General features: G+C 66.3%; 19 protein-coding genes. 7 read left to right on the forward strand and 12 right to left on the reverse strand.

The genetic code is table 11. The annotated features are described in order from the left end of the window. Positions 1-45: 45 nt before the first annotated feature. The 3 genes from ACWGCN_RS13050 to ACWGCN_RS13060 all read right to left on the reverse strand — a co-directional run bounded on the left by ACWGCN_RS13050 (position 46) and on the right by ACWGCN_RS13060 (position 2731). The gene (locus ACWGCN_RS13050; RefSeq protein WP_378991153.1) at positions 46-546 is read right to left on the reverse strand and encodes a L,D-transpeptidase; all 501 of its coding nucleotides are present in this window, start codon (positions 544-546) and stop codon (positions 46-48) included. 227 nt (positions 547-773) lie between these two features. Next, positions 774-2177 (reverse strand): dihydrolipoyl dehydrogenase, encoded by a 1404-nt coding sequence (gene lpdA / locus ACWGCN_RS13055; RefSeq protein WP_378991155.1) that lies wholly within the window; start codon positions 2175-2177, stop codon positions 774-776. An 80-nt stretch (positions 2178-2257) separates the two neighbouring features. Continuing rightward, entirely contained in the window at positions 2258-2731 is a 474-nt protein-coding gene (locus ACWGCN_RS13060; RefSeq protein WP_378991156.1) for a MarR family winged helix-turn-helix transcriptional regulator, read from the reverse strand. Positions 2732-2821: 90 nt separating this feature from the next. On the opposite strand from ACWGCN_RS13060, the gene ACWGCN_RS13065 reads away from it, so the two are divergent. Together ACWGCN_RS13065 and ACWGCN_RS13070 are read left to right on the forward strand one after the other, a co-directional pair. Next, the gene (locus ACWGCN_RS13065; protein ID WP_452457738.1) at positions 2822-3151 is read left to right on the forward strand and encodes a rhodanese-like domain-containing protein; all 330 of its coding nucleotides are present in this window, start codon (positions 2822-2824) and stop codon (positions 3149-3151) included. A gap of 52 nt (positions 3152-3203) precedes the next feature. Next, a complete protein-coding gene (locus ACWGCN_RS13070; protein WP_452457737.1) occupies positions 3204-4235 on the forward strand; it encodes an AraC family transcriptional regulator ligand-binding domain-containing protein in 1032 nt (343 codons plus the stop codon). Here ACWGCN_RS13070 and ACWGCN_RS13075 read toward each other — a convergent pair. Continuing rightward, positions 4232-5134, reverse strand: a complete 903-nt coding sequence (locus ACWGCN_RS13075; protein ID WP_378991161.1) for a LysR family transcriptional regulator — start codon at positions 5132-5134, stop codon at positions 4232-4234. The genes ACWGCN_RS13070 and ACWGCN_RS13075 overlap by 4 nt on opposite strands. A 120-nt stretch (positions 5135-5254) precedes the next feature. On the opposite strand from ACWGCN_RS13075, the gene ACWGCN_RS13080 reads away from it, so the two are divergent. From ACWGCN_RS13080 to ACWGCN_RS13090, 3 genes are all read left to right on the forward strand, one after another. Then, complete coding sequence (locus ACWGCN_RS13080) at positions 5255-7009, forward strand: adenine deaminase C-terminal domain-containing protein (protein ID WP_452457736.1); 1755 nt, start codon at positions 5255-5257, stop codon at positions 7007-7009. Positions 7010-7040: 31 nt separating this feature from the next. Beyond that, on the forward strand, positions 7041-7745 hold the full coding sequence (locus ACWGCN_RS13085; RefSeq protein WP_452457735.1) for a YczE/YyaS/YitT family protein: 705 nt from the start codon (positions 7041-7043) through the stop codon (positions 7743-7745). A 136-nt stretch (positions 7746-7881) separates the two neighbouring features. Next, positions 7882-8910, forward strand: coding sequence for an NADP-dependent oxidoreductase (locus ACWGCN_RS13090; protein WP_452457734.1), 1029 nt, complete (start codon positions 7882-7884; stop codon positions 8908-8910). A gap of 71 nt (positions 8911-8981) precedes the next feature. Here ACWGCN_RS13090 and ACWGCN_RS13095 read toward each other — a convergent pair whose 3' ends face one another. Continuing rightward, the gene (locus ACWGCN_RS13095) at positions 8982-9956 is read right to left on the reverse strand and encodes a dipeptidase (RefSeq protein WP_452457733.1); all 975 of its coding nucleotides are present in this window, start codon (positions 9954-9956) and stop codon (positions 8982-8984) included. 139 nt (positions 9957-10095) lie between these two features. On the opposite strand from ACWGCN_RS13095, the gene ACWGCN_RS13100 reads away from it, so the two are divergent. Continuing rightward, positions 10096-10626 (forward strand): AMIN-like domain-containing (lipo)protein, encoded by a 531-nt coding sequence (locus ACWGCN_RS13100; protein WP_452457732.1) that lies wholly within the window; start codon positions 10096-10098, stop codon positions 10624-10626. 1 nt (position 10627) lies between these two features. Here ACWGCN_RS13100 and narI read toward each other — a convergent pair whose 3' ends face one another. Genes narI through ACWGCN_RS13125 form a run of 5 tightly spaced genes read right to left on the reverse strand, consistent with a single transcriptional unit; the run spans position 10628 to position 18625 of the window. Then, positions 10628-11359, reverse strand: a complete 732-nt coding sequence (gene narI, locus ACWGCN_RS13105; protein ID WP_387445881.1) for a respiratory nitrate reductase subunit gamma — start codon at positions 11357-11359, stop codon at positions 10628-10630. Positions 11360-11375: 16 nt separating this feature from the next. Continuing rightward, the gene (narJ, locus tag ACWGCN_RS13110) at positions 11376-12056 is read right to left on the reverse strand and encodes a nitrate reductase molybdenum cofactor assembly chaperone (protein ID WP_452457731.1); all 681 of its coding nucleotides are present in this window, start codon (positions 12054-12056) and stop codon (positions 11376-11378) included. Then, the gene (narH, locus tag ACWGCN_RS13115) at positions 12053-13702 is read right to left on the reverse strand and encodes a nitrate reductase subunit beta (RefSeq protein ID WP_387445583.1); all 1650 of its coding nucleotides are present in this window, start codon (positions 13700-13702) and stop codon (positions 12053-12055) included. The genes narJ and narH overlap by 4 nt, the downstream gene beginning before the upstream one ends. Continuing rightward, positions 13702-17382 (reverse strand): nitrate reductase subunit alpha, encoded by a 3681-nt coding sequence (locus tag ACWGCN_RS13120; RefSeq protein ID WP_452457730.1) that lies wholly within the window; start codon positions 17380-17382, stop codon positions 13702-13704. Before ACWGCN_RS13120 ends, narH begins: the two co-directional genes overlap by 1 nt. Positions 17383-17410: 28 nt before the next feature. Beyond that, positions 17411-18625 carry an MFS transporter gene (locus ACWGCN_RS13125; protein ID WP_387445579.1) on the reverse strand — a complete coding sequence of 405 codons (1215 nt, stop codon included), beginning with the start codon at positions 18623-18625 and terminating at the stop codon, positions 17411-17413. A gap of 182 nt (positions 18626-18807) precedes the next feature. Here ACWGCN_RS13125 and ACWGCN_RS13130 point away from each other — a divergent pair, with 182 nt between their 5' ends. Then, positions 18808-20868, forward strand: coding sequence for a prolyl oligopeptidase family serine peptidase (locus ACWGCN_RS13130; protein ID WP_387445577.1), 2061 nt, complete (start codon positions 18808-18810; stop codon positions 20866-20868). A gap of 3 nt (positions 20869-20871) precedes the next feature. On the opposite strand, the gene ACWGCN_RS13135 is transcribed toward ACWGCN_RS13130, so the two are convergent. Further along, positions 20872-21741, reverse strand: a complete 870-nt coding sequence (locus tag ACWGCN_RS13135) for an alpha/beta hydrolase family protein (protein WP_452457729.1) — start codon at positions 21739-21741, stop codon at positions 20872-20874. Further along, a complete protein-coding gene (locus ACWGCN_RS13140; protein WP_378916482.1) occupies positions 21741-22373 on the reverse strand; it encodes a TetR/AcrR family transcriptional regulator in 633 nt (210 codons plus the stop codon). The genes ACWGCN_RS13135 and ACWGCN_RS13140 overlap by 1 nt, the downstream gene beginning before the upstream one ends. Positions 22374-23128: the final 755 nt, after the last annotated feature.

The raw sequence follows: 23128 nt of genomic DNA on the forward strand, positions 1-23128 counted from the left end.
CGGTAACTCACCGGGCCGGATCAGCCCGGTGAGTTGTCCGGGTACCTACGCGATGACCTGGGTGATGTCGCCGGGGTTCAGGTAGTCGAAGAAACGGTGGGCGCCGTCTTCGGTCATGCGCACACAACCGTGTGATTTCGAATCGACCGGACCCACGTGGAATGCCATGTCGCCGTTGAAGAACGTGGCCCAGCGCATCGGCGCATTGTGCATCGTGCTCCAGTGGAATTCCCGCTTGAAGGAAATCTTGGTCACCGCGGGCGGCGTTTCGAAGCCGGCCATGCCGTGCGAGATCGGCGTGGGTCCGAAGATCACCCGGCCGTTGTCGACCAGCCACGCCTCGTTCGTCGACAACCGCATGCATGCCCTGGCTTCGACGACCGGGCACGGCGATGCGGTGGGAACGATGGCGGGAACACCGGGAACGTCCGGGCCACCGGGGAAAAGAGGTTCAGCGACGGCCGGTGTCACCGTGCCGAGTCCGGCCACAGCGACCGCGACGACCGCCGCGAATCGTGCTGTCCAACCGAGAATGCGCTTGCTCATCGAGTCGTAACCTCTCAACCGTGCCCGCCACCGCGAGTCAACCCGGGTGAGGGGACCATCTCATGGAACGCAAACATGTCGAACACGAGCGTGGAACAGATACCTGGAGGTGTTGTCGATCATCGTGGTAAAGACCCCGATTCACCAAATCAACGCCCGGAAAAAGACCGAATAGAAACCAAACGGCCGGGCACGCGATCGCGCACCCGGCCGTTTCAGCTGATATCTCAGAAGTTGATCATGTGCCCCGCGAGGCCGTGGATCGCTTCCTGCACCGCTTCGCTCAGCGTCGGGTGGGTGTGCACATTGCGGGCCACCTCGTTGACGGTGAGATCCCATTTCTGGGCGAGGGTGAGTTCCGGCAGCAGCTCGGACACGTCGGGCCCGATCAAGTGGCCGCCGAGGAGCTCGCCGTGCGCGCTGTCGGCGATCAGCTTCACGAAGCCGGTCGGGTCGCCGAGGCCGTGGGCCTTGCCGTTGGCCTGGAACGGGAAGTTCGCGACCTTCACGTCGTAGCCCTCGTCGCGGGCCTGCTGCTCGGTGAGACCGAAGCTGGCGACCTGCGGCTGGCAGAAGGTGGCGCGCGGCATCATCCGGTAGTCGCCCAGGGTCATCGTCTCGGCGCCGCCGATGGTCTCGGCCGCGACCACGCCCTGCGCCTCCGCCACGTGGGCCAGCTGCAGCTTGGCGGTGACGTCGCCGATCGCGTAGATGTGCCCCACATTGGTGCGCATGTAGTCGTCGATCTCGATGGCGCCACGGTCGGTGAGCGCGACGCCGGTGGTCTCCAGGCCGTAGCCCTCCACCCGCGGCGCGAAGCCGACGGCCTGCAGCACCTTGTCGACCGTGACGGTCTCGATCGCGCCGGACTTGTTGTCCTTGATCTGGACGGTGACCTTGGAGCCGTCGTCGTCGATCGACTGCACGGCCGCACCGGTGCTGATGGTGATGCCGAGCTTCTTGTACTGCTTGGTGATCTCTTTGGAGACGTCGGCGTCCTCGTTGGGCAGCGCGCGGTCGAGGAACTCCACGATCCGCACGTCGACGCCGTAGTTCTTGAGGACGTAGGCGAACTCCATGCCGATCGCGCCCGCCCCGACGATCAGGATCGAGCCGGGTAGGTCACGGGTGAGGATCTGCTCCTCGTAGGTGACCACGTTCTCGGAGAGCTGGGTGCCCGGCAGCAGCTTGGTGGTGGTGCCGGTGGCGATGATGACGTTGTCGAACGTGAGCGTCTCGGCGCCGCCCTTGGTGAGGGCCACGTCGATCGAGTTCGGGCCGGTGAAGGTACCGAGGCCGTCGAACTCGTCGATCTTGTTCTTCTTCATCAGGAAGTGCACGCCCTTGACCCGACCGTCGGCCACCTTGCGGCTGCGATCGAAGGCGGCACCGAAGTCGAAGCTGACCTCACCGGAGATGCCGAAGGTCTTGGCTTCCTTCTGGAAGATATGGGCCAGCTCGGCGTTGCGCAGCAGTGCCTTGGACGGGATGCAGCCCACGTTCAGGCACACGCCACCCCAGTATTTCTGCTCGACAATCGCTGTTCGCAGGCCGAGTTGAGCGGCACGGATCGCGGCGACATATCCGCCGGGACCAGCGCCGAGAACGACGACATCGTAGTGGGAAGTCACGTCACCGAGCCTAACTCTGTTTCGAGGAGTTCACCCACCCGTCCCCCACATAGGTGAGATGTGCCCCGACCGGCCGCCGGTCACCGTCGACGCGGACGCGGCGCGGCCAGATCGGTGGCGCCGAGCACTTTGCGCAAGGTGGCGGCGAGGGCCTCGAGTTCGCCGGGGTCCGCGTGGGCGCCGAGCCGGCGTTCGATGCCGTCGAGGTAGTGCGGTGCGGCCTCGCGGAACCGCTGCCTGCCGAGCTCGGTGATGGCGACGATCGCGGATCGGCCGTCGTCGGGGTTGTGCTCGCGGCGCAGGAGGCCGTTCGACTCCAGTTCCGCGACAAGGCGACTCACCCTGGTGCGACTGAGGACGACCTTCTCACCCAGGTCGCTCATCCGCATCGGTCCGGCGGCGTCGAGTTCGAGCAGGACGTCGTACCAGGTCAGCGGGAGTCCGGCGGCTTTGCGCAGTTCGGCGTCGAGCTCGGGAACGAGGGCGGCGTGCACCTGCAGCAGCGCGGCCCACGCGGCTACCGCGGGACGACGGGACGACTGTTCGTTCGGCACCACCTCACCTTAACCACTTGCGTGCGTGCGCACACAACTAGTAGCGTGTGCACGCACATAAATTCTTTCGAACGACATGAGGTGAACGCCATGACCGCACTCATCACCCGCGACGAACTGGCCGCGGAAATAGCGGCGAACAGCGTGATCGTGCTCGATGCCCTCGGCCCCGAGTACTACGCGAAAGCCCACCTGCCAGGTGCGCTGAACCTGACCGCCGACGAGGTCGCCGACCGCGCCGCCGACCTGCTCCCCGACCGTGACGCCGCCATCGTGACCTACTGCTCGAACGCGGCGTGCGGCAACAGCGAGGCCGTAGCGATGAAACTGGAAGCACTGGGCTACACCAACATTCGCAAGTACCGCGAGGGGATCCAGGACTGGTCCGACGCGGGCCTGACCATCGAAACCTCGGCCTGAGCACAACGTCGGCCCGCCACCGCTCACTACCGCGCCCAGTACTGTCGGTCCGGTGAGCGGTGGTGCGTCGGCGGAAGGCATCGGTAGCCGGCTCGACGGGACCGCGTCCACCCACCTCGTCCGGCTGCTCGTTCAGGCGGCCAGGGAGGCGGAGGTGGCCGAGGACCAGCTGGCCCGCGTGGCCGGCATCGACGAGGCGACTCTGCGCGGCGAGCTCAATCGGATCCCGATGGGTTCACTGCTGCGATTGTGCGAATTGATCGCCCACGCCCGGCCCGGCGCTGGATCAGGGGCCGCGATCGCCGCCGCCGCACCACTCGGTGCACTGAACACCTGGGACTATCTGGTGACAACCGGTGCGACACTGGTGGATTCGCTGCGCGCGGCCCAGCCGTACCACCGCCTGGTCACCGCTGCCACCGAGGGTTTCGACCTGTCCGGCGACGGGGATCTCACCATCGGCTACCGGACGTCGGCCAGCGATCCGGCGGTGGCCTCGGTGGTCAACGAGTACGTGCTCGCCTACTACTTGCGCCGGGCGCGCGAAGCGACCGGCCGACCGCTCGTGCCCACCCGGGTGAGCTTCGGTCATGCCGCCCCGGCCGAACACTCCGGACTGGTCGCCGTATTCGGTACCGCCGATATCGAATTCGATGCCGAATCGGACGCGATCACCTTCCACGCCGACGACGCCAACGCACCGTACACCCGCGCGGACCCGATGCTGGCCGACTTGATGCGCAGCCACGCCGACCTGGTTCTGGCCTCCGCCCGCCCGATCGCCGATCCCCTCGACGCCTTTCGCAGCGCCCTCGGCGCGGCTCTGGACGCGGGCGATCCAGCCCTGCCCCGGGTCGCGAAAAGCCTCGCCATGAGCCAGCGCACCCTGCAACGTCACCTCGCCGAACACGGCACGTCCTGGCGCGACGAACTCGACCTGCTCCGTCACGAACGGGCGAAAACCCTGCTGGACCAGGGACACAGCACCGCCACCGTCGCGGGCCGCCTCGCGTTCACCGACGACCGAGCACTGCGCAAGGCCTTCCACCGCTGGACCGGCACCTCGCCCACCGCGACCCGCTAGTCGCGCTCACCGGGCCGTAGCGCTCCCACGATCTCGTCGGCGAGCAGCAGACTGGCCAGGCCGTGACCGTGTTTCTCCCGTCGCACGAGGGAGATGACGTTGTCGCTGAAGGCGTCGCGGACCGGCCGGAAGGCCAGACGACCGTCGCGCATTTCCTCGGCGATGTCGAATTCGCTGAGGAAGGCGATGGCCTCACCGGACGTCGCGAGCCGTTTCATGGTCTCGATCGAGTTGGTGTGAAACGCGGGCTGGATATCGAGATCGGCTTTCGCGAAAGCCTCGGCGACGATGCCGTGGATCACCATCGAGCGATCGGCGAAGATCAGCGGAAACGGCGTGCACTGCGCGAGCGGGACCGTGTCCATGGCCGCCAGCGGATGACGCGGGGAGACAACGACTCCGAGCCGGGTGTTGATCCGCCAGTAGGTCTCGAGCCGCGTGGAAGACGGAATATTGAAACCGAGACCGAGGTCGGCCTCGCTGTTCTCGACCGCCTGCACGATATCGAGGGTCGACATGGTGCGGATCGATATCCTGACCTGCGGATGACGGGTACGAAACGTCGCGGCGGCGGTGGCGACGACGCTGCTGGCCAGGCCGGTCATCGTGGCGATCACGACCTCACCGCTGCCGAGGGCACGCAGATCGCGGATATCGGCCACGGTTTCCCGGTATTGCCGCAGCGTCTGCCGGATGTGCGCGAGCAGCGCCTCACCCGCCGGGGTCAGGCGCATGCCGCGGGGCAGGCGCTCGAACAGCGGCTGGTCGAGTTCGGCCTCGAACAGCAGGATCTGGCGGTTGATCGCCGAGGGCGCCACGTGCAGGCGGGCACCGGCCGCGCGGATGGACCCCAGACGCGCCACCTCGTCGATGTACTGCAGCAAACGCGAATGGAGCATTGCGCACCTCCTCCTCGGAACTGTACGAAAATTTAGTACACCTCGTGCGAAAACGCATGCTTGTGGGCAACGGTGTTTGTCGCGTCCAATCAATACAGGCAAGCAACAGTGAATTTCGAAGTGAGGACCACCATGGCCCAGCAGAATTCGACCACCGAGGTCGCCACCCAAGACGACCACGTACGGACAATCTTCGGCATCTTGGAGGGGGAGCGAGAAGCCGACCTGCTGCTGCGCAATCTGCATATCCTCGATGTGCACACCGAATCCGTTTACCCCGGTTCGCTCTTGATCCACGGTGAACGCATCATCGCGCTGAATCCCGACGAATCGATCGTGCGATACCGCGAATCCTTCGACGGCGAGGGCCTTTACGCGATTCCGGGCCTGATCGACGCGCACCTGCACTTCGAATCCCAGCTCGCGCATCCGGCGGCATTCGGTGAGGCGATCGTGCCGAGCGGAACGACTACCGTTTTCGGGGAAACGCTCGATTTCGCCAGTGCCGCAGGCGACGATGCGATCGATGCCGCCCGCGCGCTGTTCGCCGACCACGAGAAGCTGCCGTACCGGCTCTATGCCTTCGCACCGGGAAAGAAGACCTCACCCGAGGTCACCGAGGCGATGCTGGCGATGGATCCGGTGATCGGCCTCGGCGAACTGGCCCACCTGTCCTATATGACCGGCAACGCCGACGATTTCCGCAAGTCCGCGCTCGGACGCGCGAACGCGGGATTCGTGAACTGCCACTGGGGCGTCACCTCACTGTCGGACATGCTGCTGAATTACATGCCCGCCATCGGCGTCGACAACAACCACGACGTCTGGAACGAAGACGATATCGAGAAGAGCATCCGCTACGGGCTCAATACCCAGATCAAATTCGGTGTCGGCAGTCCCGAGGTCATTCGAACGATGCTGCGCGCCATCGTGAAACGCCGTTGGCCCGCCGAGAACTTCCAGCTGTGCGCCGACAATATCTCGGTGGATCGGGTGCTGCGGCAAGGCCATATCGACTGGGTCATCTCGCTGGCCGTCGAGATGGGCATGCCGCCGATCCAGGCGATCAAGATGGGCACGCTGTACACCGCGCGCTCGTTCCACAAGGACCGCGACCTCGGTTCGCTGAGCCCGGGACGATTCGCCGACATCGTGCTCACCGACAGCCTCTCCACGATCAACCCCCGCTATGTGTTCAAGGGCGGCAAGCTCGTCGCCAAGGACCGTCGCCTGCTCGAACCGGTCGGCATCGACTACTCGGTCCTGACCAAGCAGCCCCGGCCCGGCCTCGCCGACCTGCGCGCCGAGCAGCTCGAGCTCACCCCGATCGAGATCTCCGAGGACGGCACGCGGGCGAAAGTACTGCTTTTCGACGTGTACGGACGCGGGCATCTCAAGTTCGCGCAGGAGGTCTGGGTCCCGGTGCGCGACGGTGTCGTCGTCCCCGAGCTCGAAGGCGTTCGCCTCAACCGGATCTCGGTCGTGCAGCGCTATGCCGACGGGCAGCGCCACATAGTCAACGCGCTGTTCACCGGCGTTTCGCTCGACCGCGGCGCGGTCTCGACCTTCTGGCCGGCTCCGGCGGCCTACTTCGTGGTCGTCGGCAGCGACAGTACCGAGATGCGCGAGAACCTCCGGCACCTGGACGGTCTGGTCGGCGGCTGCGTCGTGACCGAGGATGCGCAGGTGAAAGCCGTTCTGCCGCTCGACTTCTACGGAGTGATGGCCGATATGGACCTCGCCGAGCTCGTCGAAGCGACCCGCTCGATCGACGACGCACTGGCGAAGCTGGGCAACCACAACGAAGGTGAGCCGGTCGTCAACAAGCTACTCACCCTGTTCATCTCGCTCGACCGCTTCGGCTTCATGAAATAGCCTCGGCTACCAGAGCAAGGGATCCACCGCAATGCAACACGACAACAACGCGGCAGTCATCGACAACGGAAACAAGGTCCGCCGCTGGATCACCTACGTCGCCGGAATCTATATCCTCACGCTCGGCCTCAGCCTCGCCATCAGGGCCGGGATCGGCATCTCCCCACAGAGCAGCCTCACCCGCACGATGACGCTGGTGTTCACGCCGCTGAGCCAGGGCAACTACAACCTCATCCTCGAGGTCATCATGCTGGGCCTGACCTTTCTGGTCAGACCGAAGGCATTCAAGGCCGGCTACCTGCTCTCGATGATTCCGGCGCTGGTCCTGGCGGTGCTGCTCGACGTGAACCTGTGGCTCACCGAGTGGATCCAGCTCGAGCCGTACGCGGCCGATGTCGTACTGCTGGTCTTCGCCGACGCGATGCTGGCATTGGGCCTGTTCATGATGATCCGGGCGAACCTGATCCTGATGCCGATCGATCTGTTCGTGAACACGATCCAGCAGAAGACCGGACGGAAGTGGGGCAACATCAAGACGGTGTTCGACTGCACGCTGCTGGCGCTGTCGGCGGGCATCGGCCTGCTGTTCCTCGGCGCACCGCATTTCATTCGCGAGGGCACGATCGTCAACGCGATCCTCGTGGGGCAGTACGTGAAGGGGTACTTCTTCCTCTACGAGAAGTTCGTGGCGCGCAAGCGCTCGGCCGCGCTGGTGCCGACGCCCGTCGCCGACTAGGAGTAACCACCACCGCCCGGTCTGTCGTGAACGGACCGGGCGGTGGCGTGCGCGGACCTGGGAAGGTGAACCCGGCCGCCATAACGTAGTCATCACCGGCGAGAAACACCGGCTGACCTCGAAAGAAGGCTCGATCATGTCGAATACGGCCACCCGCGCACTGCCCACCCGCACCCGCGAGATCCACCTCGCCGCCCGCCCGAACGGCGCACCGGTCGCCGGCGACTTCGCCCTCGTCGAACGGGAACTGCCGGAGCTGGGCGAAGGCCAGATCCTGGTCCGCAACACCTGGATGTCGGTCGACCCGTACATGCGCGGCCGGATGGACGACAAAGCTTCCTACATCCCACCGTTCGAACTCGGTGCGGCCCTCGACGGTTCAGCCGTCGGCGAGGTGATCGCCTCCCGCTCGGCCGATATCGCGGTCGGCGCGACGGTCTCGCACTTCGCGGGCTGGCGCGAACACGCCGTCGTCGACGCCGCGACCGTCACCCCGATCGACCCGGAACTCGCCGCGCCGCAGCACTTCCTGAGCGTGCTCGGCACCACGGGGCTGACCGCCTACGCCGCACTCACCGATGTCGCCCAGGTGAAGCCCGGCGACACCGTGTTCATCTCGGCCGCGGCGGGCGCGGTGGGCAGCGTCGCGGGCCAGATCGCCAAGGCGCTCGGCGCGAAGCGGGTGATCGGTTCGGCCGGTGGTCCCGTCAAGGCCCGAAAGCTGCTCGCGGAGTTCGGTTTCGACGCGGCGATCGACTACCGCGCCGGTGATCTCGGCGGTCAGCTCACCGCCGCCGCGCCCGATGGCGTCGACGTCTACCTCGACAGCGTCGGCGGCGAACACCTGAAGGTCGCCATCGAGGCGCTCAACCAGCACGGCCAGGTCGCCCTGGTCGGCGCGATCAGCGGCTACAACGGCGCCACCGCCCAGCAGACCCCGGACCTCTACCTCGCGGCGACGAAGGAGATCACGCTGCGCGGCATGCTGGTGACCAGCTACTTCCCTCTCTTCGGCGAGTACATCGCCAAGGCCGCGGGCTGGCTCGCCGACGGCACCCTCACCACCTCCGAAACCGTCTACGAGGGCCTCGACCAGGCCCCCGCCGCGTTCCTCGGCGTCCTCACCGGCGCCAACACCGGCAAGATGCTCGTCCGCCTCGCCTGAGCGAGACACGGAACGCCCCGCCGCGCACCGAACACGGTCCGGCGGGGTCGATCAACCGGCTTCGGCACAGGTCACGCCCGCCAGACGTGGCTCGCGGCCCGGGCGAAGTTGCCGCCGAAGATCGCCGCACGCTCGGTGGGCGTGAATCCGCGCGCGGCGAGGAGCTCGTCCAGGCCCGGCACCTCGGATTCGCCGAACAGGTCCTCGGGTGGAGTCCACTGGAGTGGGCCCCATTTCGTGTAGGACTCGGAGAACGCACCGGGGTTGTCGCGGATCTCGTCGTTGAACTCCTGGCCGTCGAACGAATAGTCCGATCCGATCCCGATGTGGTCGATCCCGACCAGATCGACGCCGTACCTGATGTGATCGGCGACCGCCGTGACCCGCTCGGCACGGGCGGCAGGCTCGTTGCGGCCGAGGAAGATGCCGACTCCGTTCACGCCGATCACCCCGCCCGTGGCGGCACACGCTCGCGCCTGCTCATCGCTGATGTTGCGCGGATGCTCCCACAGCGCGGCGAAATTGGAGTGACTGTAGATCATCGGGACGCTGGTGTGCGTGGCGATGTCGAGCCCGGTGCGGCGCGAGCAGTGCGAGCCGTCGGCGAACATCCCTACCTCGTTGAGCTTGCGCACCAAGTCTTTTCCGTACCCGGTGAGCCCGGTGTCCTCGGTGTCGAGACAACCGCAACCCGCCGCGTTCGCATGGTTGTAGGTGGGCAGCAGCGAACGCACGCCGAGGTCGTAGAACAGCTCCACATTGTCGAGATCGCCGTCGAGCGGCCCGGAATCCTCCAGATCGAACCCCAGCGAGATCACCTCCGGCGCGCCGATATCGCCGACCCGATCCACCAGCCGCAACCGCGGATCCGCTCCCGCGTCGTCGCGGAACCGGTGCAGCAGCGCCAGCGAATCGTCCTTGGTCTGCGCCGAATACCCCACGTTCACCGAAAGATACGACCCCAACGGATACCGAGCCAGCTCGGCGACCCGCGCCGTGTGCCGCAACGGCAGACAGCAGTGCTGCTCCCACAGGAACACATCCACCTCCGGTTGACTCGTGACCTGCGATCCTACGTTTCGCCGCGCACCCGACACCGGACCGACGCTAACGCGATGCCTGATCCGTTCGATAAATCGGTACTGCTCCGCTAGCCCGAAGGCCCCAGATCAAAGGCGGTGCGACATGCGTCGCTTCCTCGTCCTGTTCGCCACACTCACCGCCTGCGTCGGCCTCTCGATGCTGCCCGCGGCCGCTGCTCCGTCCGACTGCGGACTCACCTGGGGTTCACAGGACAAGACGTCGTCGAACTACTCCACCGCCACCGTCGCCGATGTGCGCGCGGGCCGCCACGAGTGCTTCGACCGACTCGTCATCGACCTGTCCGGCCCCGTCGCCGGTTACCTCGTCGGGTACGTAGGCACCGTCACGCAGGACGGCTCCGGCGCGACCGTCCCCCTCCGTGGCGGCGGGTTCCTCCAGATCGCGGTCTTCGCCCCCGCCTACGACGACGCGGGCAACAGCACATACAACCCCTCGAACCGCACCGACCTGCTCTCGACGAGCGGCTATCCGACCTTCCGCCAAGTCGCGTTCGCCGGCTCCTTCGAAGGCCGGACCACCTTCGGCCTCGGCGTCCGCGCCCGCCTCCCCTTCCGCGTGAGCACCTTCGACAACCCGACCCGCGTGGTCGTCGACGTCGCCCACTCCTGGTGACTCACCACCCCTGCCGCTCCGGGCGCGAGCCGATCAGCTCATCAGGCTTGGCGGTCGCCCGGGAGCGGTACACGATGTAAGGGCGGTAGAAGTAGCTCAACGGTGCGCTGAAGGCGTGCACGAGACGGGTGAACGGCCAGATCGCGAACAAGATCAACGCGATCGTCACGTGGATGTGGAACGACAGCGGCGCCTCGGCCATCAGGTCGCCGCGCGGCCGCAGGATCCAGATGGAGCGGAACCACGGCGACACCGTCTCCCGGTAGTTGTGCTCGGGACCGACGGCGCCGGAACCCAGCAGGGTGGTCGCCAGCCCGGTGATCAACGCGCAGACCAGGACCAGGTACATGAGCTTGTCGTTGAGCGTGGTCGCGGTGAAAACCGGGCCGTTGCGGCGGCGACGATAGATCAGCAACACGATGCCGGTGAGGGTGGCGACACCCGCGATACTGCCGAGCACGATCGCTTGGATGTGATAGACGTGCTGGCTCACGCCGATGGCGTCGGTCCAGGATTCCGGGATGACCAGCCCGATGATGTGGCCGACGATCACCACCATCATCCCGTAGTGGAACAGCGGACTGCCGATGCGAAGCAGCGTGGACTCGTACAGCTGGGAAGACCGGGTGGTCCAGCCGAATTTGTCGTACCGGTAGCGCCACCAGGTGCCCACGATCAGGATCGCCAGACTCACATAGGGGACGATGTCCCAGTAGATCTCGCCCGCCGACACCTCGTTGGCTGCCATGTCACCGATGTCCTTTCACTACAGCGGGTTCGCGCTCGTGCGCGCTTCGGCGCGGCGGCACGGTGAGAGTGAACGGCGCCAGTCCCACCGATTCGGCGGCCGGTCCCACCTCGACCAGCCTGCGGGCCCAGCCGAGATCCTGTTCGGTCGCCGGCGGCAGAGTCGCGACCACCGCGGCCAGGACCGGGGCATAGAGCGAATCCTCGTCCGACAGTGCGAGTCCGATCGCGTGGATCGCGCGCCGATACGCGGTGAGCAGGGCCGCGCCGGCGACGGGGTCGACGGTGGCCGCGAACTCCAGCACGACGGGAAGGTGGTCGGCGACCTCGCCGGTCGGCGGCTCCACACCGGCGCTGCGGTACGCCTCGGTGAAGGCGAGCATCGCCATGCCGCGATTGCGGGTATCGCCATCGGTCCAGTAGGTGAGCAGCAGCGTCGCCCGCCTGCGCAGGTCGAATGTCGCGGTGAACTGTTGTGCGGCAGCGACTTCGGAGAGCTCGCCCAGTTCTGTCACCACCCGCAGCAACGGTCGGGCCTGCTCGCGCGGCAGGTGGGCGCACAGTCGCGTGACGAGTTCGAGCCGCGTTCGGTGTTCGCTGTCGGGGTAGGCGAGCAGCAGCGAGGCCGCCTGCCACACCAGCCGCTGCTCGGCGGCGCGCCGGGCCGCGCGAGCGCGCATCATTTCCGGCCACCGGGGAACATGCCTTCCGGTGCGCCCTTGCCGTCCCAGTTCAGCAAGTTGACCCGGGAGCCGCCGGTCGAAGGGGCGGATTCACTGGTCTGGCGCTGTTTGAGCGCGTGGAAGGTCTCCACCGCGACCGGCACCGGCTTGCCACTGGTCTCGCCGAAGGGGCCCGAGACCTGTTCGTACATGCCGGGTCCGCCGTCGAAGTCGAGGGCGCAGTCGGCTACGGATTCCTCGAGCTGATGCCCCTGATCGGCGTAGGCCGAGGGAATCACGTAGCGGTCCTCGATTTTCGCCAGCGCCAGCAGCCGGTACATCTCGTACATCTTCTCCTCGGTCATCCCGACCGCCGCGGGAATCTCCGCTCGCGGTTCACGTCCGAGGTTGATGTCGCGCATATACGACCGCATCGCGGCCAGCTTGCGCAAAACCACCGCCACCGCGTCGGTGTCGCCGGCGGTGAACAGTCCGGCCAGGTATTCCAGGGGAATTCGCAACGATTCGAGCGCGCCGAACAGGTTGCCCACATCCTCGCCGTCGTGACCGTCCCGGCTGACGGCGTCGACCACCGGCGACAGCGGCGGGATGTACCACACCATCGGCATCGTCCGATATTCCGGATGCAGCGGAAGCGCGACCCGGAAGTCCTTGATCAGCGCGTGAATCGGGGATCTCCGCGCCGCCTCGATCCAGCTGTCCGGAATACCCGAGGCACGCGCTCCCGCGACAACGTCCGGATCGGCGGGATCGAGGAGTACATCCACCTGCGCCTCGTACAGATCGCGCTCATCGGCGACGGCGGCGGCGTCGAGCACCTTGTCCACGTCGTAGAAGATCAGCCCGATATAGCGCAACCGGCCCACACAGGTTTCCGCGCACACCGTCGGCAAGCCGACCTCCACGCGCGGATAGCAGAAGGTGCACTTCTCCGCTTTGCCCGTCTTGTGGTTGAAATACACCTTTTTGTACGGACATCCGGAGATGCACATCCGCCAGCCGCGGCACTTGTCCTGATCGACGAGCACGATCCCGTCCTCGGTGCGCTTGTACATCGCACCGGAGGGACAGGACGCGACGCACGCCGGGTTGAGGCAGTGCTCGCAGATGCGCGGCAGATAGAACATGAAGGTCTGTTCGAGATCGGCCTTGACCTTCTCGCTCACCTTCGCCAGCACCGGGTCGCCGGGGAGAATCTCGGGCGACCCGGCCAGATCGTCGTCCCAATTGGCCGAACCCTTGATCATCATCGGCTCACCGGTGAGCAGGCTGCGCGGCGCTGCCACCGGGATCTGATCGCTCAGTGGGGCATTGGTCAGGTTCTCGTAGTCGTAGGTCCACGGCTCGTAGTAGTCGCCGATCGCGGGCATCTTCGGATTCGCGAAGATATTGGCGAGCTTGCTGAACCGGTCGCCGCCGAGCAGACGCAACCGGCCCTTCTTCATGGTCCAGCCGCCCCGCCACTTCTCCTGATCCTCGTACGTGCGCGGATAACCCTGTCCCGGGCGGGTTTCCACATTGTTGAACCACACGTATTCGGTGCCGGTGCGGTTGGTCCACGCCTGTTTACAGGTCACCGAACAGGTGTGACAGCCGATGCACTTGTCCAGGTTCATCACCATCGCCAACTGCGCCATGACTTTCATCAGTACGTCACCTCCTGGCTACGGCGACGGACCACGGTGACTTCGTCGCGCTGGTTTCCGGTCGGGCCGAGATAGTTGAACGCGAACGAGGTCTGGGCGTACCCGCCCGCCAGGTGGGTGGGTTTGATGAGTAGCTGGGTGATCGAATTGTGGATACCGCCACGGGTTCCGGTCGTTTCCGAGAGCGGGACATCGATGGTGCGTTCCTGGGCGTGATACACGTAGACGACGCCCTCCGGCATCCGCTGCGACACCACCGAGCGGCACACCAGCACACCGTTGCGGTTGAGGGCCTCGACCCATTCGTTGTCGCGCACGCCGATCTTCGCGGCGTCGGCCGGGCTCATCCACATCGTCGGACCGCCGCGCGAGAGCGCCAGCATCAGCAGATTGTCCTGGTATTCGGAGTGGATGGACCACTTGGAGTGCGGTGTCAGATAGCGCACGCTCAACCCGATACCGTCGCGCTCGCCGATCGCCGGTTCGCCGTAGAGCTTGGCCATGTCCAGCGGCGGGCGGTAGATCGGCAACGCCTCGCCGAGCTCCTCCAGCCAGTCGTGGTCGACGTAGAAGTGCATGCGGCCGGTGAGCGTGTGGAACGGTTTGAGGTATTCGATGTTCTGGGTGAAGGGCGCGTAGCGGCGGCCACCGGTCTCACTGCCCGACCATTCCGGGCTGGTGATCACCGGCACGGGGCGAGCCTGGGTCTCCGCGAAGGTGATTCGTCGTTCCTCGCTGCCCTCCGCCAGCTCGACCATGTAACGCCCGGTGCGCCGGTCCAGCTCTTCGAACCCCGCGACCGAGAGTCTGCCGTTGGAGGTGCCCGACAGCATGAGGATGGTCTCGGCCGCCTTCTCCGCCGTCTCCATCGCCGGACGACCCACCGCCACACCGGAATCCATCACCCCGTGCAGGTGTCCCAGCTCGATGACCTCCTGATCGGGAAACACCGTGACGCCCTTGGTGGTCATGCCCTTCTGCTCCACCAGCGGTCCGAGCGCGGCCCACTTCTGGGCGATCGCCGCGTAGTCGCGTTCGACGACGGCCAGTGGACCCATCGTCTTGCCCGGTATCGGCACCTCGCCCGTGGTCTGCCAATTCGACTGGGTGCCATGGGGGTAGGCCATCGCGCCGGGTGTGTCGTGCTGAAGGGTGCCGAGCACGACATCGGTTCTCGTCCCCAGGTGCACGCGAGCCATCGCCGAGAAGGCGCGCGCGATCGCGGCGAAGGCGTCGAAGTCGGACTTGGTTTCCCACGGTGGGTCGATGGCCGGGGTGAAGGCGTTCATGAACGGGTGCATGTCTGTGCTGGACAGGTCGGCCTTCTCGTACCAGGTCGCCGCGGGCAGCACGATGTCGGAGAACAGGGTGGTCGAGGTCATCCGGAAGTCGATCGACATCAGCAGATCGAGCTTGCCCTCCGGCACCGGATCAGGCGAGACCACATCCACGGGACGGTGCCCGGGACCCGCGGGCGTGTTGCGCACGTTGGAACCGGTGCCGAGCAGATGTTTGAGGAAGTACTCGTTGCCCTTGGACGACGAGCCGAGCAGATTCGACCGCCACACACTCAGGACCCGGGGCCAGTTCTTCGGGCTGTCCGGATCCTGTATCGCGAAACGCAGTGTGCCGCTGTGTAATTGGTCGACGGTGTAGGACACCGGGTCTATGCCCGCGGCGGCCGCCTCGTCGGCCAGGTCCAGCGACGAACGGTCGAACTGGGGGTAGAACGGCGTCCAGCCCATGGCCACCGCCGAGCTCATCACGTCCATCGTGTGCTTGTCGCGGAACAGACCGCGACCGGTCGGCGCCGCGAGCACGTCGGCGCGGTACCCGTCGTAGCGCCACTGGTCGGTGTGCGCGTACCAGTAGGACGTGCCTGCCATCAGGCGCGGCGGGCGCGACCAGTCGGTGCCCATCGCGACGGTGGACCAGCCCGTCACCGGTCTGCATTTCTCCTGCCCGACATAGTGGGCCCAGCCGCCGCCGTTGCGGCCCATCGAGCCGGTGAGCAGCAGCATCGCCAGAATCGCGCGGTAGGTGGCGTCGCCGTGGAACCACTGGCAGATGCCCGCGCCCATGATGATCATGCTGCGTCCGCCGGAATCGACGGCGTTGGTGGCGAATTCGCGGGCGATCCGGATCACCTGCGCGCTCGAGACGCCGGTGATCGGCTCCTGCCAGGCGGGGGTGTACGGCGAACCGGGATCGTCGTAGCCGCTCGGCCATTCCCCCGGCAACCCCGGCCGTGCCACGCCGTACTGGGCGAGCATGAGGTCGAAGACGGTGCAGACCGGGCGGCCCGCGACGATCCGCACCGGCACACCACGATCGATCGTCTCGCCGTGGCCGTCGACGGTGTCGAAACGCGGCAACGTCACGATCACCGACCGCCCGTCGCCCGCGTCGGCGGTCAGCGCGGGCTGTAGGTCGCCGAGGTCGAGGTTCCATTTCCCGACGCCCTCCGGGCCGAATCGGAACCCCAGCGAGCCGTGCGGTACCGCGGGCTCACCGGTGACGCTGTCGATGAACACGGGCTTGAAGGCGGCGTTCTCCGCGCTGGAGCCGAGATCGGCGGCGGTGAGATTCTTGCCGGGAACCAGACGGCCGTCACGTTCGACCACGCTGATCAGGAAGGGCAGATCGGTGAACTGGCGCACATAGTCGACGAAGAACGGCTCCCGTTCGCGCACGAAGTAGTCGGTGAGGATGACGTGGCCCATCGCCATCGCCATCGCGCCGTCGGTACCCGCCGCGCACGGCATCCATTCGTCGGCGAATTTGGTGTTGTCGGCGTAGTCGGGGCTGACCGTGACGACCTTGGTACCGCGGTAGCGCACCTCGGCCATCCAGTGGGCGTCCGGCGTGCGTGTCACCGGCACATTGGAGCCCCACATCATCAGATACGAGGCGTCCCACCAGTCACCCGACTCCGGCACGTCGGTCTGGTCGCCGAAGACCTGCGGCGAGGCCACCGGCAGGTCGGCGTACCAGTCGTAGAACGAGGTCATGACCCCGCCGATCATCTCGACGAACCGGGACCCCGCTGCGAAGGAGACCATCGACATCGCCGGGATCGGCGAGAACCCGGCCACCCGGTCGGGACCGTATTCGTCGATGGTGTGCACGTGCGCCGCGGCGATCATCTCGACGGCCTCGTCCCAGCTCACCCGTACCAGACCACCCATCCCCCTGGCCTTTTGATACGCGCGGCGCCGCTCCGGGTCGGCTTGCAGGTCGGCCCAGGCCAGCACGGGATCGCCCAGCCGCCGCTTGGCCTCGCGATACATCTCGACCAGCACCCCGCGCGCGTAGGGGTAGCGCACCCGCGTCGGCGAGTAGGTGTACCAGGAGAAGGCGGCGCCACGGGGGCAGCCGCGCGGCTCGTAACCCGGCCGGTCGGGACCGGCCGAGGGGTAGTCGACGTCCTGGGTCTCCCAGGTGATGATGTCGTCTTTGACGTAGACCTTCCACGAACACGACCCGGTGCAGTTCACCCCGTGGGTCGATCGCACCACCTTGTCGTGGCTCCAACGGTTGCGATAGAAGATGTCGCCCTCACGACCGCCGATGCGGCTGACAGTGCGCAGATCCGCGGATTCGACACCGGGGGTGAAGAACCGGCCGCTGCGCACGAGCAGGTCTTCGACGGCACCGCCGATTCGCGCTGGGGATGGCACTGGATCTGTCTCCTTCGACGAGGTCGGATCAAGGTGCGGCGGGGCACTGTTCGACGGCGCGCAGTTTTACCGAGGTGTAGACAAGGGCGGCCAGCGCGGTAGCGGCGAGCAACAGCAGCCCGATGGTGTAGCTGTGGCCTGCCTCGTCGTAGGTGATACCCATGATCAGCGGCGGGAAGTAGCCACCGAGACCGCCTGCGGCCGAGACGATTCCGGTGACACTGCCGACACTGGAACTCGGCGAGCGCCTGGCCACCCAGGCGAAGACGCCGCCGGTGCCGATCCCGAGGAACAGCGCCATCGTGATGAACGTGGCCGCCGATGCCACGTCGGCCGGCGGTTTGAAAGCCGCGACCACCGCCATCACCGCCGTCCCGGCCAGCGAGGTGACCACGATGTACTTCGGCGCGATCCGGTCCGACAGCGCGCCGCCGATGGGCCGGGCGATCACCGCGGCGAGCGCGAAGGCGGCGGTGCGCGTGCCCGCGTCGACCGCGGAGAACCCGTACACATTCTTGATGTAGGTCGGCAGATACGAACTGAAGGCGACGAAGCCGCCGAACACCACCGCGTACAGGAACGACATCTCCCAGGTGACACCGAGCTTCATCGCGGCGCGCAGCTTGGGCAGCACCGGGTCGGTGTTCGGAGTGAAGTCCGGCGAGTTGCGCATGAACAGGATGCACAGCACCGCGGTCACCGCGAGCGCGGCCGCCACGATCAGATGGGTGGGCAGCAACCCGAACCAGCGGACGAACCGGGGTGTGAAGAACGCCGACACCGCCGTGCCGACCATGCCCGCACCGAACACTCCGGTCGCGAAGCCGCGCCGGGCGGGCACGTACCAGGAATTCGCGAACGGGATACCGACGGCGAACACCGTGCCCGGGATGCCGAGCAGGAAAGCCGACGCCAACATCATCGGGTAGGACTCGATGCTGCCCGCGATCCCGACCGCGACGACCGGCACGATCGAGGCCAGCGAGACCCCGATGAACATCATCCGGCCGCCGATCCGGTCGGTGAGCGCGCCCGACACGATCCGGCCCAGCGAGCCGACGAGAATCGGCATCGCCACCATGATCGAGGCCGCCATGCTGCTGAGCGCCATCTTGTCGGCGTAGTTCGGCGAGAGAGGACCGATGAGGTTCCACGCCCAGAAGTTGATGGCCGAAACCCAGGTGGCCAAGACAAGGTTGAGGGTCGGGGACCCGGTGCGTACCGCTGTCTGTAGCGAGGTCACCGAATCAGGAGAACACACTCCCCTACCCCGACCGGGGCAACACGCAACAGCACGGCAACCTCGACCACTACCCGTACCTACCAGGTATGGGGATTATGCGCGCAGGCCCGATGCCCCGGCGTGGCAAACCACAAACCAGCACGAGTGTGACCGCGATCGGCCGCATCGGCAACAATGTGGGGATGAGCGGCGTTGAAGAAAACGTGACCGATCCCTATCTCTGGCTCGAGGACGTGACCGACGAGGGCGCGCTGGACTGGGCGCGCGCCCGCAACGACGTGGTGGGGCGGCGGTTCGCGGCGACCGACCGATTCGCCGAGATGGAGCGTCGCGTACTGGCGATGCTCGACGACGACACCAAGATCGCCTATCCCGGCCGACGGGGGCCGTGGCTGTACAACTTCTGGCGTGATGCCGAGCATCAGCGCGGGTTGTGGCGGCGGACCACGTTCGAGTCCTACGCCACCGACGCCCCCGAGTGGGATGTGCTGATCGACGTCGACGCGCTGGCCGAGGCCGACGGGGAGAACTGGGTGTGGGCGGGCGCCGCGGTGCTGCGGCCGTCGCAGGAGCGCGCCATCATCCACCTGTCCCGTGGCGGCGCCGACGCGACCGTCGAGCGCGAATTCGACCTGACCACCAGGCACTTCGTCGCGCCCGAGGATGGTGGGTTCTTCGTCGCGGAGGCGAAGTCGCGGATCGGCTGGATCGATGCCGACACCGTCTACCTCGGCACCGATTTCGGGCCGGGATCACTCACCGATTCCGGATACCCGCGCATCGCCAAGCGCTGGCGGCGTGGCACCGAATTGTCCGCTGCCGAAACGGTGTTCGAGGGCAAGTCGAGCGACGTCTCGATCGGCGCCGGATACGACCGCCACCCCGGCTACGAACGGCACTATCTGCACCGGTCGACCGACTTCTTCAACAGCGAGGTATCGCTGCTCGACGACGGGGAGTGGCGGCTGATCGAGACCCCCACCGACGCGGACGTGGACTGGTACCGCGACTGGCTGCTGGTGCGCTTGAAGACCGAGTGGACACCGGGCGAGACCACCTTCGCTCCCGGCAGCCTGCTGGTCACCGATCTGAACGAATTCCTCTCCGGGGCTCGGGAATTCGAGGTTCTCTTCGCCCCGGATCCGCACACCTCACTGGAATCGTGGGGCTGGACCGAGAACCACCTGATCCTCACCACCCTGCGCGATGTACAGACCGGATTCCGCGTGCTCACCCCCGGCCCGGACGGCTGGGCGAGCAGCGAGCTCGCCGACTCCCCCGCCATGTCGTCCACCTCGGTGGCCAACCTCGACCCGCTCGAGGGCGGCGACGAGTTCATGCTCACCACAACCGGTTTCACCACGCCGACCACGTTGCTCAGCAGCGCGATCGGCGAAACCGCGGTGACGCTGAAGCAGGCCCCCGGCTACTTCGACGCCACCGGCATCGAGACCGAACAGTTCTTCGCGACCTCCGACGACGGAACCGCGGTGCCCTACTTCGTGATCCGTCATCGCGACCGGCGCGGCACGCCGGGCCCGACGATCATGAACGGCTACGGCGGCTTCGAAATCTCCAAGACTCCGGCCTATCTCGGCTCGGCGGGCATGAACTGGCTCGAACGCGGCGGCACCTACGTGATGACCAACATCCGCGGCGGCGGCGAGTACGGCCCCGAATGGCACACGGCCGCACTGAAGGAGCACCGCCACCGCGCCTACGAGGACTTCGCCGCCATCGCGCGCGACCTCGTGACCCGCGGCATCACCACCGCGGACCGGCTCGGCGCGATCGGCGGCAGCAACGGCGGCCTGCTGATGGGCGTGATGCTCACCCGGTACCCGGAACTGTTCGGCGCCATCGTCTGCCAGGTGCCGCTGCTGGACATGAAGCGCTACCACCTGCTGCTGGCGGGCGCGTCGTGGGTCGCCGAATACGGTGACCCGGACAAGCCGGAGGAATGGGCCTACATCAGCGAGTACTCGCCGTATCAGAACACCGACACCGGCAAGCAGTACCCGCCGATCCTGCTGGCCACCTCCACCCGCGACGACCGGGTCCATCCCGGCCATGCGCGAAAGATGGCCGCGCTCCTGGAGTCCCAGAATCGCACCGTCTGGTACTACGAGAACATCGAGGGTGGTCACGGCGGCGCCGCCGACAACAAGCAGTCGGCGTACCTGTCCGCGCTGGTCTACGAGTTCTTCATCCAGATGCTGATCGAGGGGCGCCGCTCGGCCTGAGGGTCAGCGGTCGCGCAACCACTTCTCCACCGCGTCGACGGTGGAGTCCGGATCGGCGATCCAGCCGTTGTGCCCGAGGGCCTCCGGCTGAAACCACCGGGTGACCTGTGTGCCGGGCAGCTTGCCCAGCAGGTGATCCGCCGAGGTCTGCGGGGCCATGTCGTCACCGGCGACGGTGATCGACAGCACCGGGAACTTCAGCCGCGACATCCGCTCGTCGTAGTCGATATCGGCGCCGACGGGCACGAAGCGCCCGGTACGCGCCAGCCTGGCCCAGTCCGACATGAGAACTTTGGACTGCCTGCCGTAGGCGCGCTTGCCGAGCAGGTCCCCCGGCCAGAACCCGGCCAGGTTCGACGCCACCGCCACCGCCGCGGTGCCCACCAGCACGCCCGGACCGAACACCCCGCGATACCCCCGGAAATACGGTGTGCCGGAGGCGATCAGGATCAGGCCACCGAGCCTGCCGCGCACCCTGGCCGCGTACATCGCCGCGAGTTGCCCGCCCATGCTGTGGCCGAGCAGGTACGGCGTGCTGGCGGGAAACCGGTTGCGCACCGCGGCCAGCATCGCCGGAAAGTCCACCGAGACCAATTCGTGGTAGCCGTAGGTACTCTCGCCATCGGGGCGGCGGGTGCTCTCGCCCTGACCACGCAATTCGCCGATGGCGACATCGAATCCGCACGCGGCCAGCCGGTGTCCGAAGTACTCGTAGAACTCGCCGGGCACGGCCAGACCGGGGACGATGACCACGACCGCGCGTGGTGCGTCCGGGGTGACCGGATGCCGGTGCGCACCGGTGGCCGGAATGAGACGCACCGGCAAGGTGCTGCCGTCGGGTACCTGGATCGGGACGATCTCGACCCGCGCCATCAAGCCCCGACCGCGCCCAGGATCACCCGGCTCAGCACCTTGATCACTTCGTCGAGCGGCGGGCGTGGGTCGCTGCCGCTCCAGCCGTCGACCACGTAGTTCACCGCGCCGATGATGGCGAGCACGCGCAGTTCGTAGTCGCCGGGCGGGATTTCGCCGTGCATGGCCGCGTCCTCGGCGGCGCTGGCCAGCAGCGAACCCCACACGCGGCGCAGTTCCAGGCGGAACTTCTCGACCTTGGGGCCTGCTCCGACCACCTCGACCAACGCGACCCGCGCCTTGCGGGGATCGTTGCCGATCGACTCGACGTAGGCCCGCACGGCCGCATCGATCTGCTCGAGTACGGTCGCCTCGGACTTGTCCTCGAGCGCGGTGGCCACCGCCTCGCGCGAATGTCGGTCGATCTGCTCGTACAGCTCCAGCAGCAGAGATTCGCGACCGGTGAACTCCTCGTAGAACTGCCGAGACGATAGTCCCGCGTCCTTACAGATCGCACCGACCGAACTGTTGGCATACCCGTCGCGCGCGAAGACCGTCAGGCCTGACTCCAGAAAACGCGCACGCCGCTGGCGTTGCCGGTCCTCTACGGGTTGCCCGGCATACATTCGTCCCGTATTCGCATCCTGTGACATTGTCGCTGACAATACCGAAGGGCCTGATCCCCTCGTCATGGATCAGGCCCTTCGGCTGCCCAATCGGCCAACCGCGCGTTAGCCGAAAGATGGCTACAGACGGCTCAGTTGCCCGAGCCCTGCACCGAACCGGTGCTCAGCGAGCTGGTGAGCAGGCCGAGCAGCAGGGTCAGGATGTTGCCGTCGCTGCTGTCGTCAGTGATGTTGTAAAGCATGTGTCACTCCAAGTCGATGTTTTGTGACTTCGTTGTCACTGGCCATTTGCCGTCTCGGACGATACCCAGTGACAATGTGAAGTGGGAGTGTTTTAAAGGAATTTTCTAGAATTTTTTGTCATGGGACACAAGACCAAGGAACTCGGGGCGCGCGCGGGCCCTACATGAGCCGATTCACTCATGAGAACGAAGCCGTCGACAGCACGGGATCGTGAATATCGGCATCGCCGACACGTCATCGACGCGCTGGGGCAACCGCGATGTGAAACGTGAGTGTACCGAAGCGCGGTACTCACATCCGTTGATCGCCGATACCCACGAGCAGACGGATCCGGTGACAACCGATGTGACTGCCGGACAGTCGAATACGGCGCAATCGGATCAGCGCAGGGTGCGACAAATCATTGCCGCCGAGCGCTGGGCGGGGTATTCCTGTTCCCATGACCACTCCGCTGAGCGCCGGGCCCGAGCCCATCGGCGACTACTGAAACGACGGACCGGGGGTGAGCGCCGACAGGCAGAACAGCCGCGACAATCTGT

The organism is Nocardia sp. NPDC055050 (assembly GCF_053608345.1).

Bases quoted from the DNA above. Each gene is read 5' to 3' on its own strand.
- ACWGCN_RS13050 (WP_378991153.1), bottom strand. From the start codon at position 546: ATGAGCAAGCGCATTCTCGGTTGGACAGCACGATTCGCGGCGGTCGTC.
- ACWGCN_RS13065 (WP_452457738.1), top strand. From the start codon at position 2,822: ATGACCGCACTCATCACCCGCGACGAACTGGCCGCGGAAATAGCGGCG.
- ACWGCN_RS13075 (WP_378991161.1), bottom strand. From the start codon at position 5,134: ATGCTCCATTCGCGTTTGCTGCAGTACATCGACGAGGTGGCGCGTCTG.
- ACWGCN_RS13085 (WP_452457735.1), top strand. From the start codon at position 7,041: ATGCAACACGACAACAACGCGGCAGTCATCGACAACGGAAACAAGGTC.
- ACWGCN_RS13090 (WP_452457734.1), top strand. From the start codon at position 7,882: ATGTCGAATACGGCCACCCGCGCACTGCCCACCCGCACCCGCGAGATC.
- ACWGCN_RS13100 (WP_452457732.1), top strand. From the start codon at position 10,096: ATGCGTCGCTTCCTCGTCCTGTTCGCCACACTCACCGCCTGCGTCGGC.
- narJ (WP_452457731.1), bottom strand. From the start codon at position 12,056: ATGATGCGCGCTCGCGCGGCCCGGCGCGCCGCCGAGCAGCGGCTGGTG.
- narH (WP_387445583.1), bottom strand. From the start codon at position 13,702: ATGAAAGTCATGGCGCAGTTGGCGATGGTGATGAACCTGGACAAGTGC.
- ACWGCN_RS13130 (WP_387445577.1), top strand. From the start codon at position 18,808: ATGAGCGGCGTTGAAGAAAACGTGACCGATCCCTATCTCTGGCTCGAG.
- ACWGCN_RS13135 (WP_452457729.1), bottom strand. From the start codon at position 21,741: ATGGCGCGGGTCGAGATCGTCCCGATCCAGGTACCCGACGGCAGCACC.
- ACWGCN_RS13140 (WP_378916482.1), bottom strand. From the start codon at position 22,373: ATGTCACAGGATGCGAATACGGGACGAATGTATGCCGGGCAACCCGTA.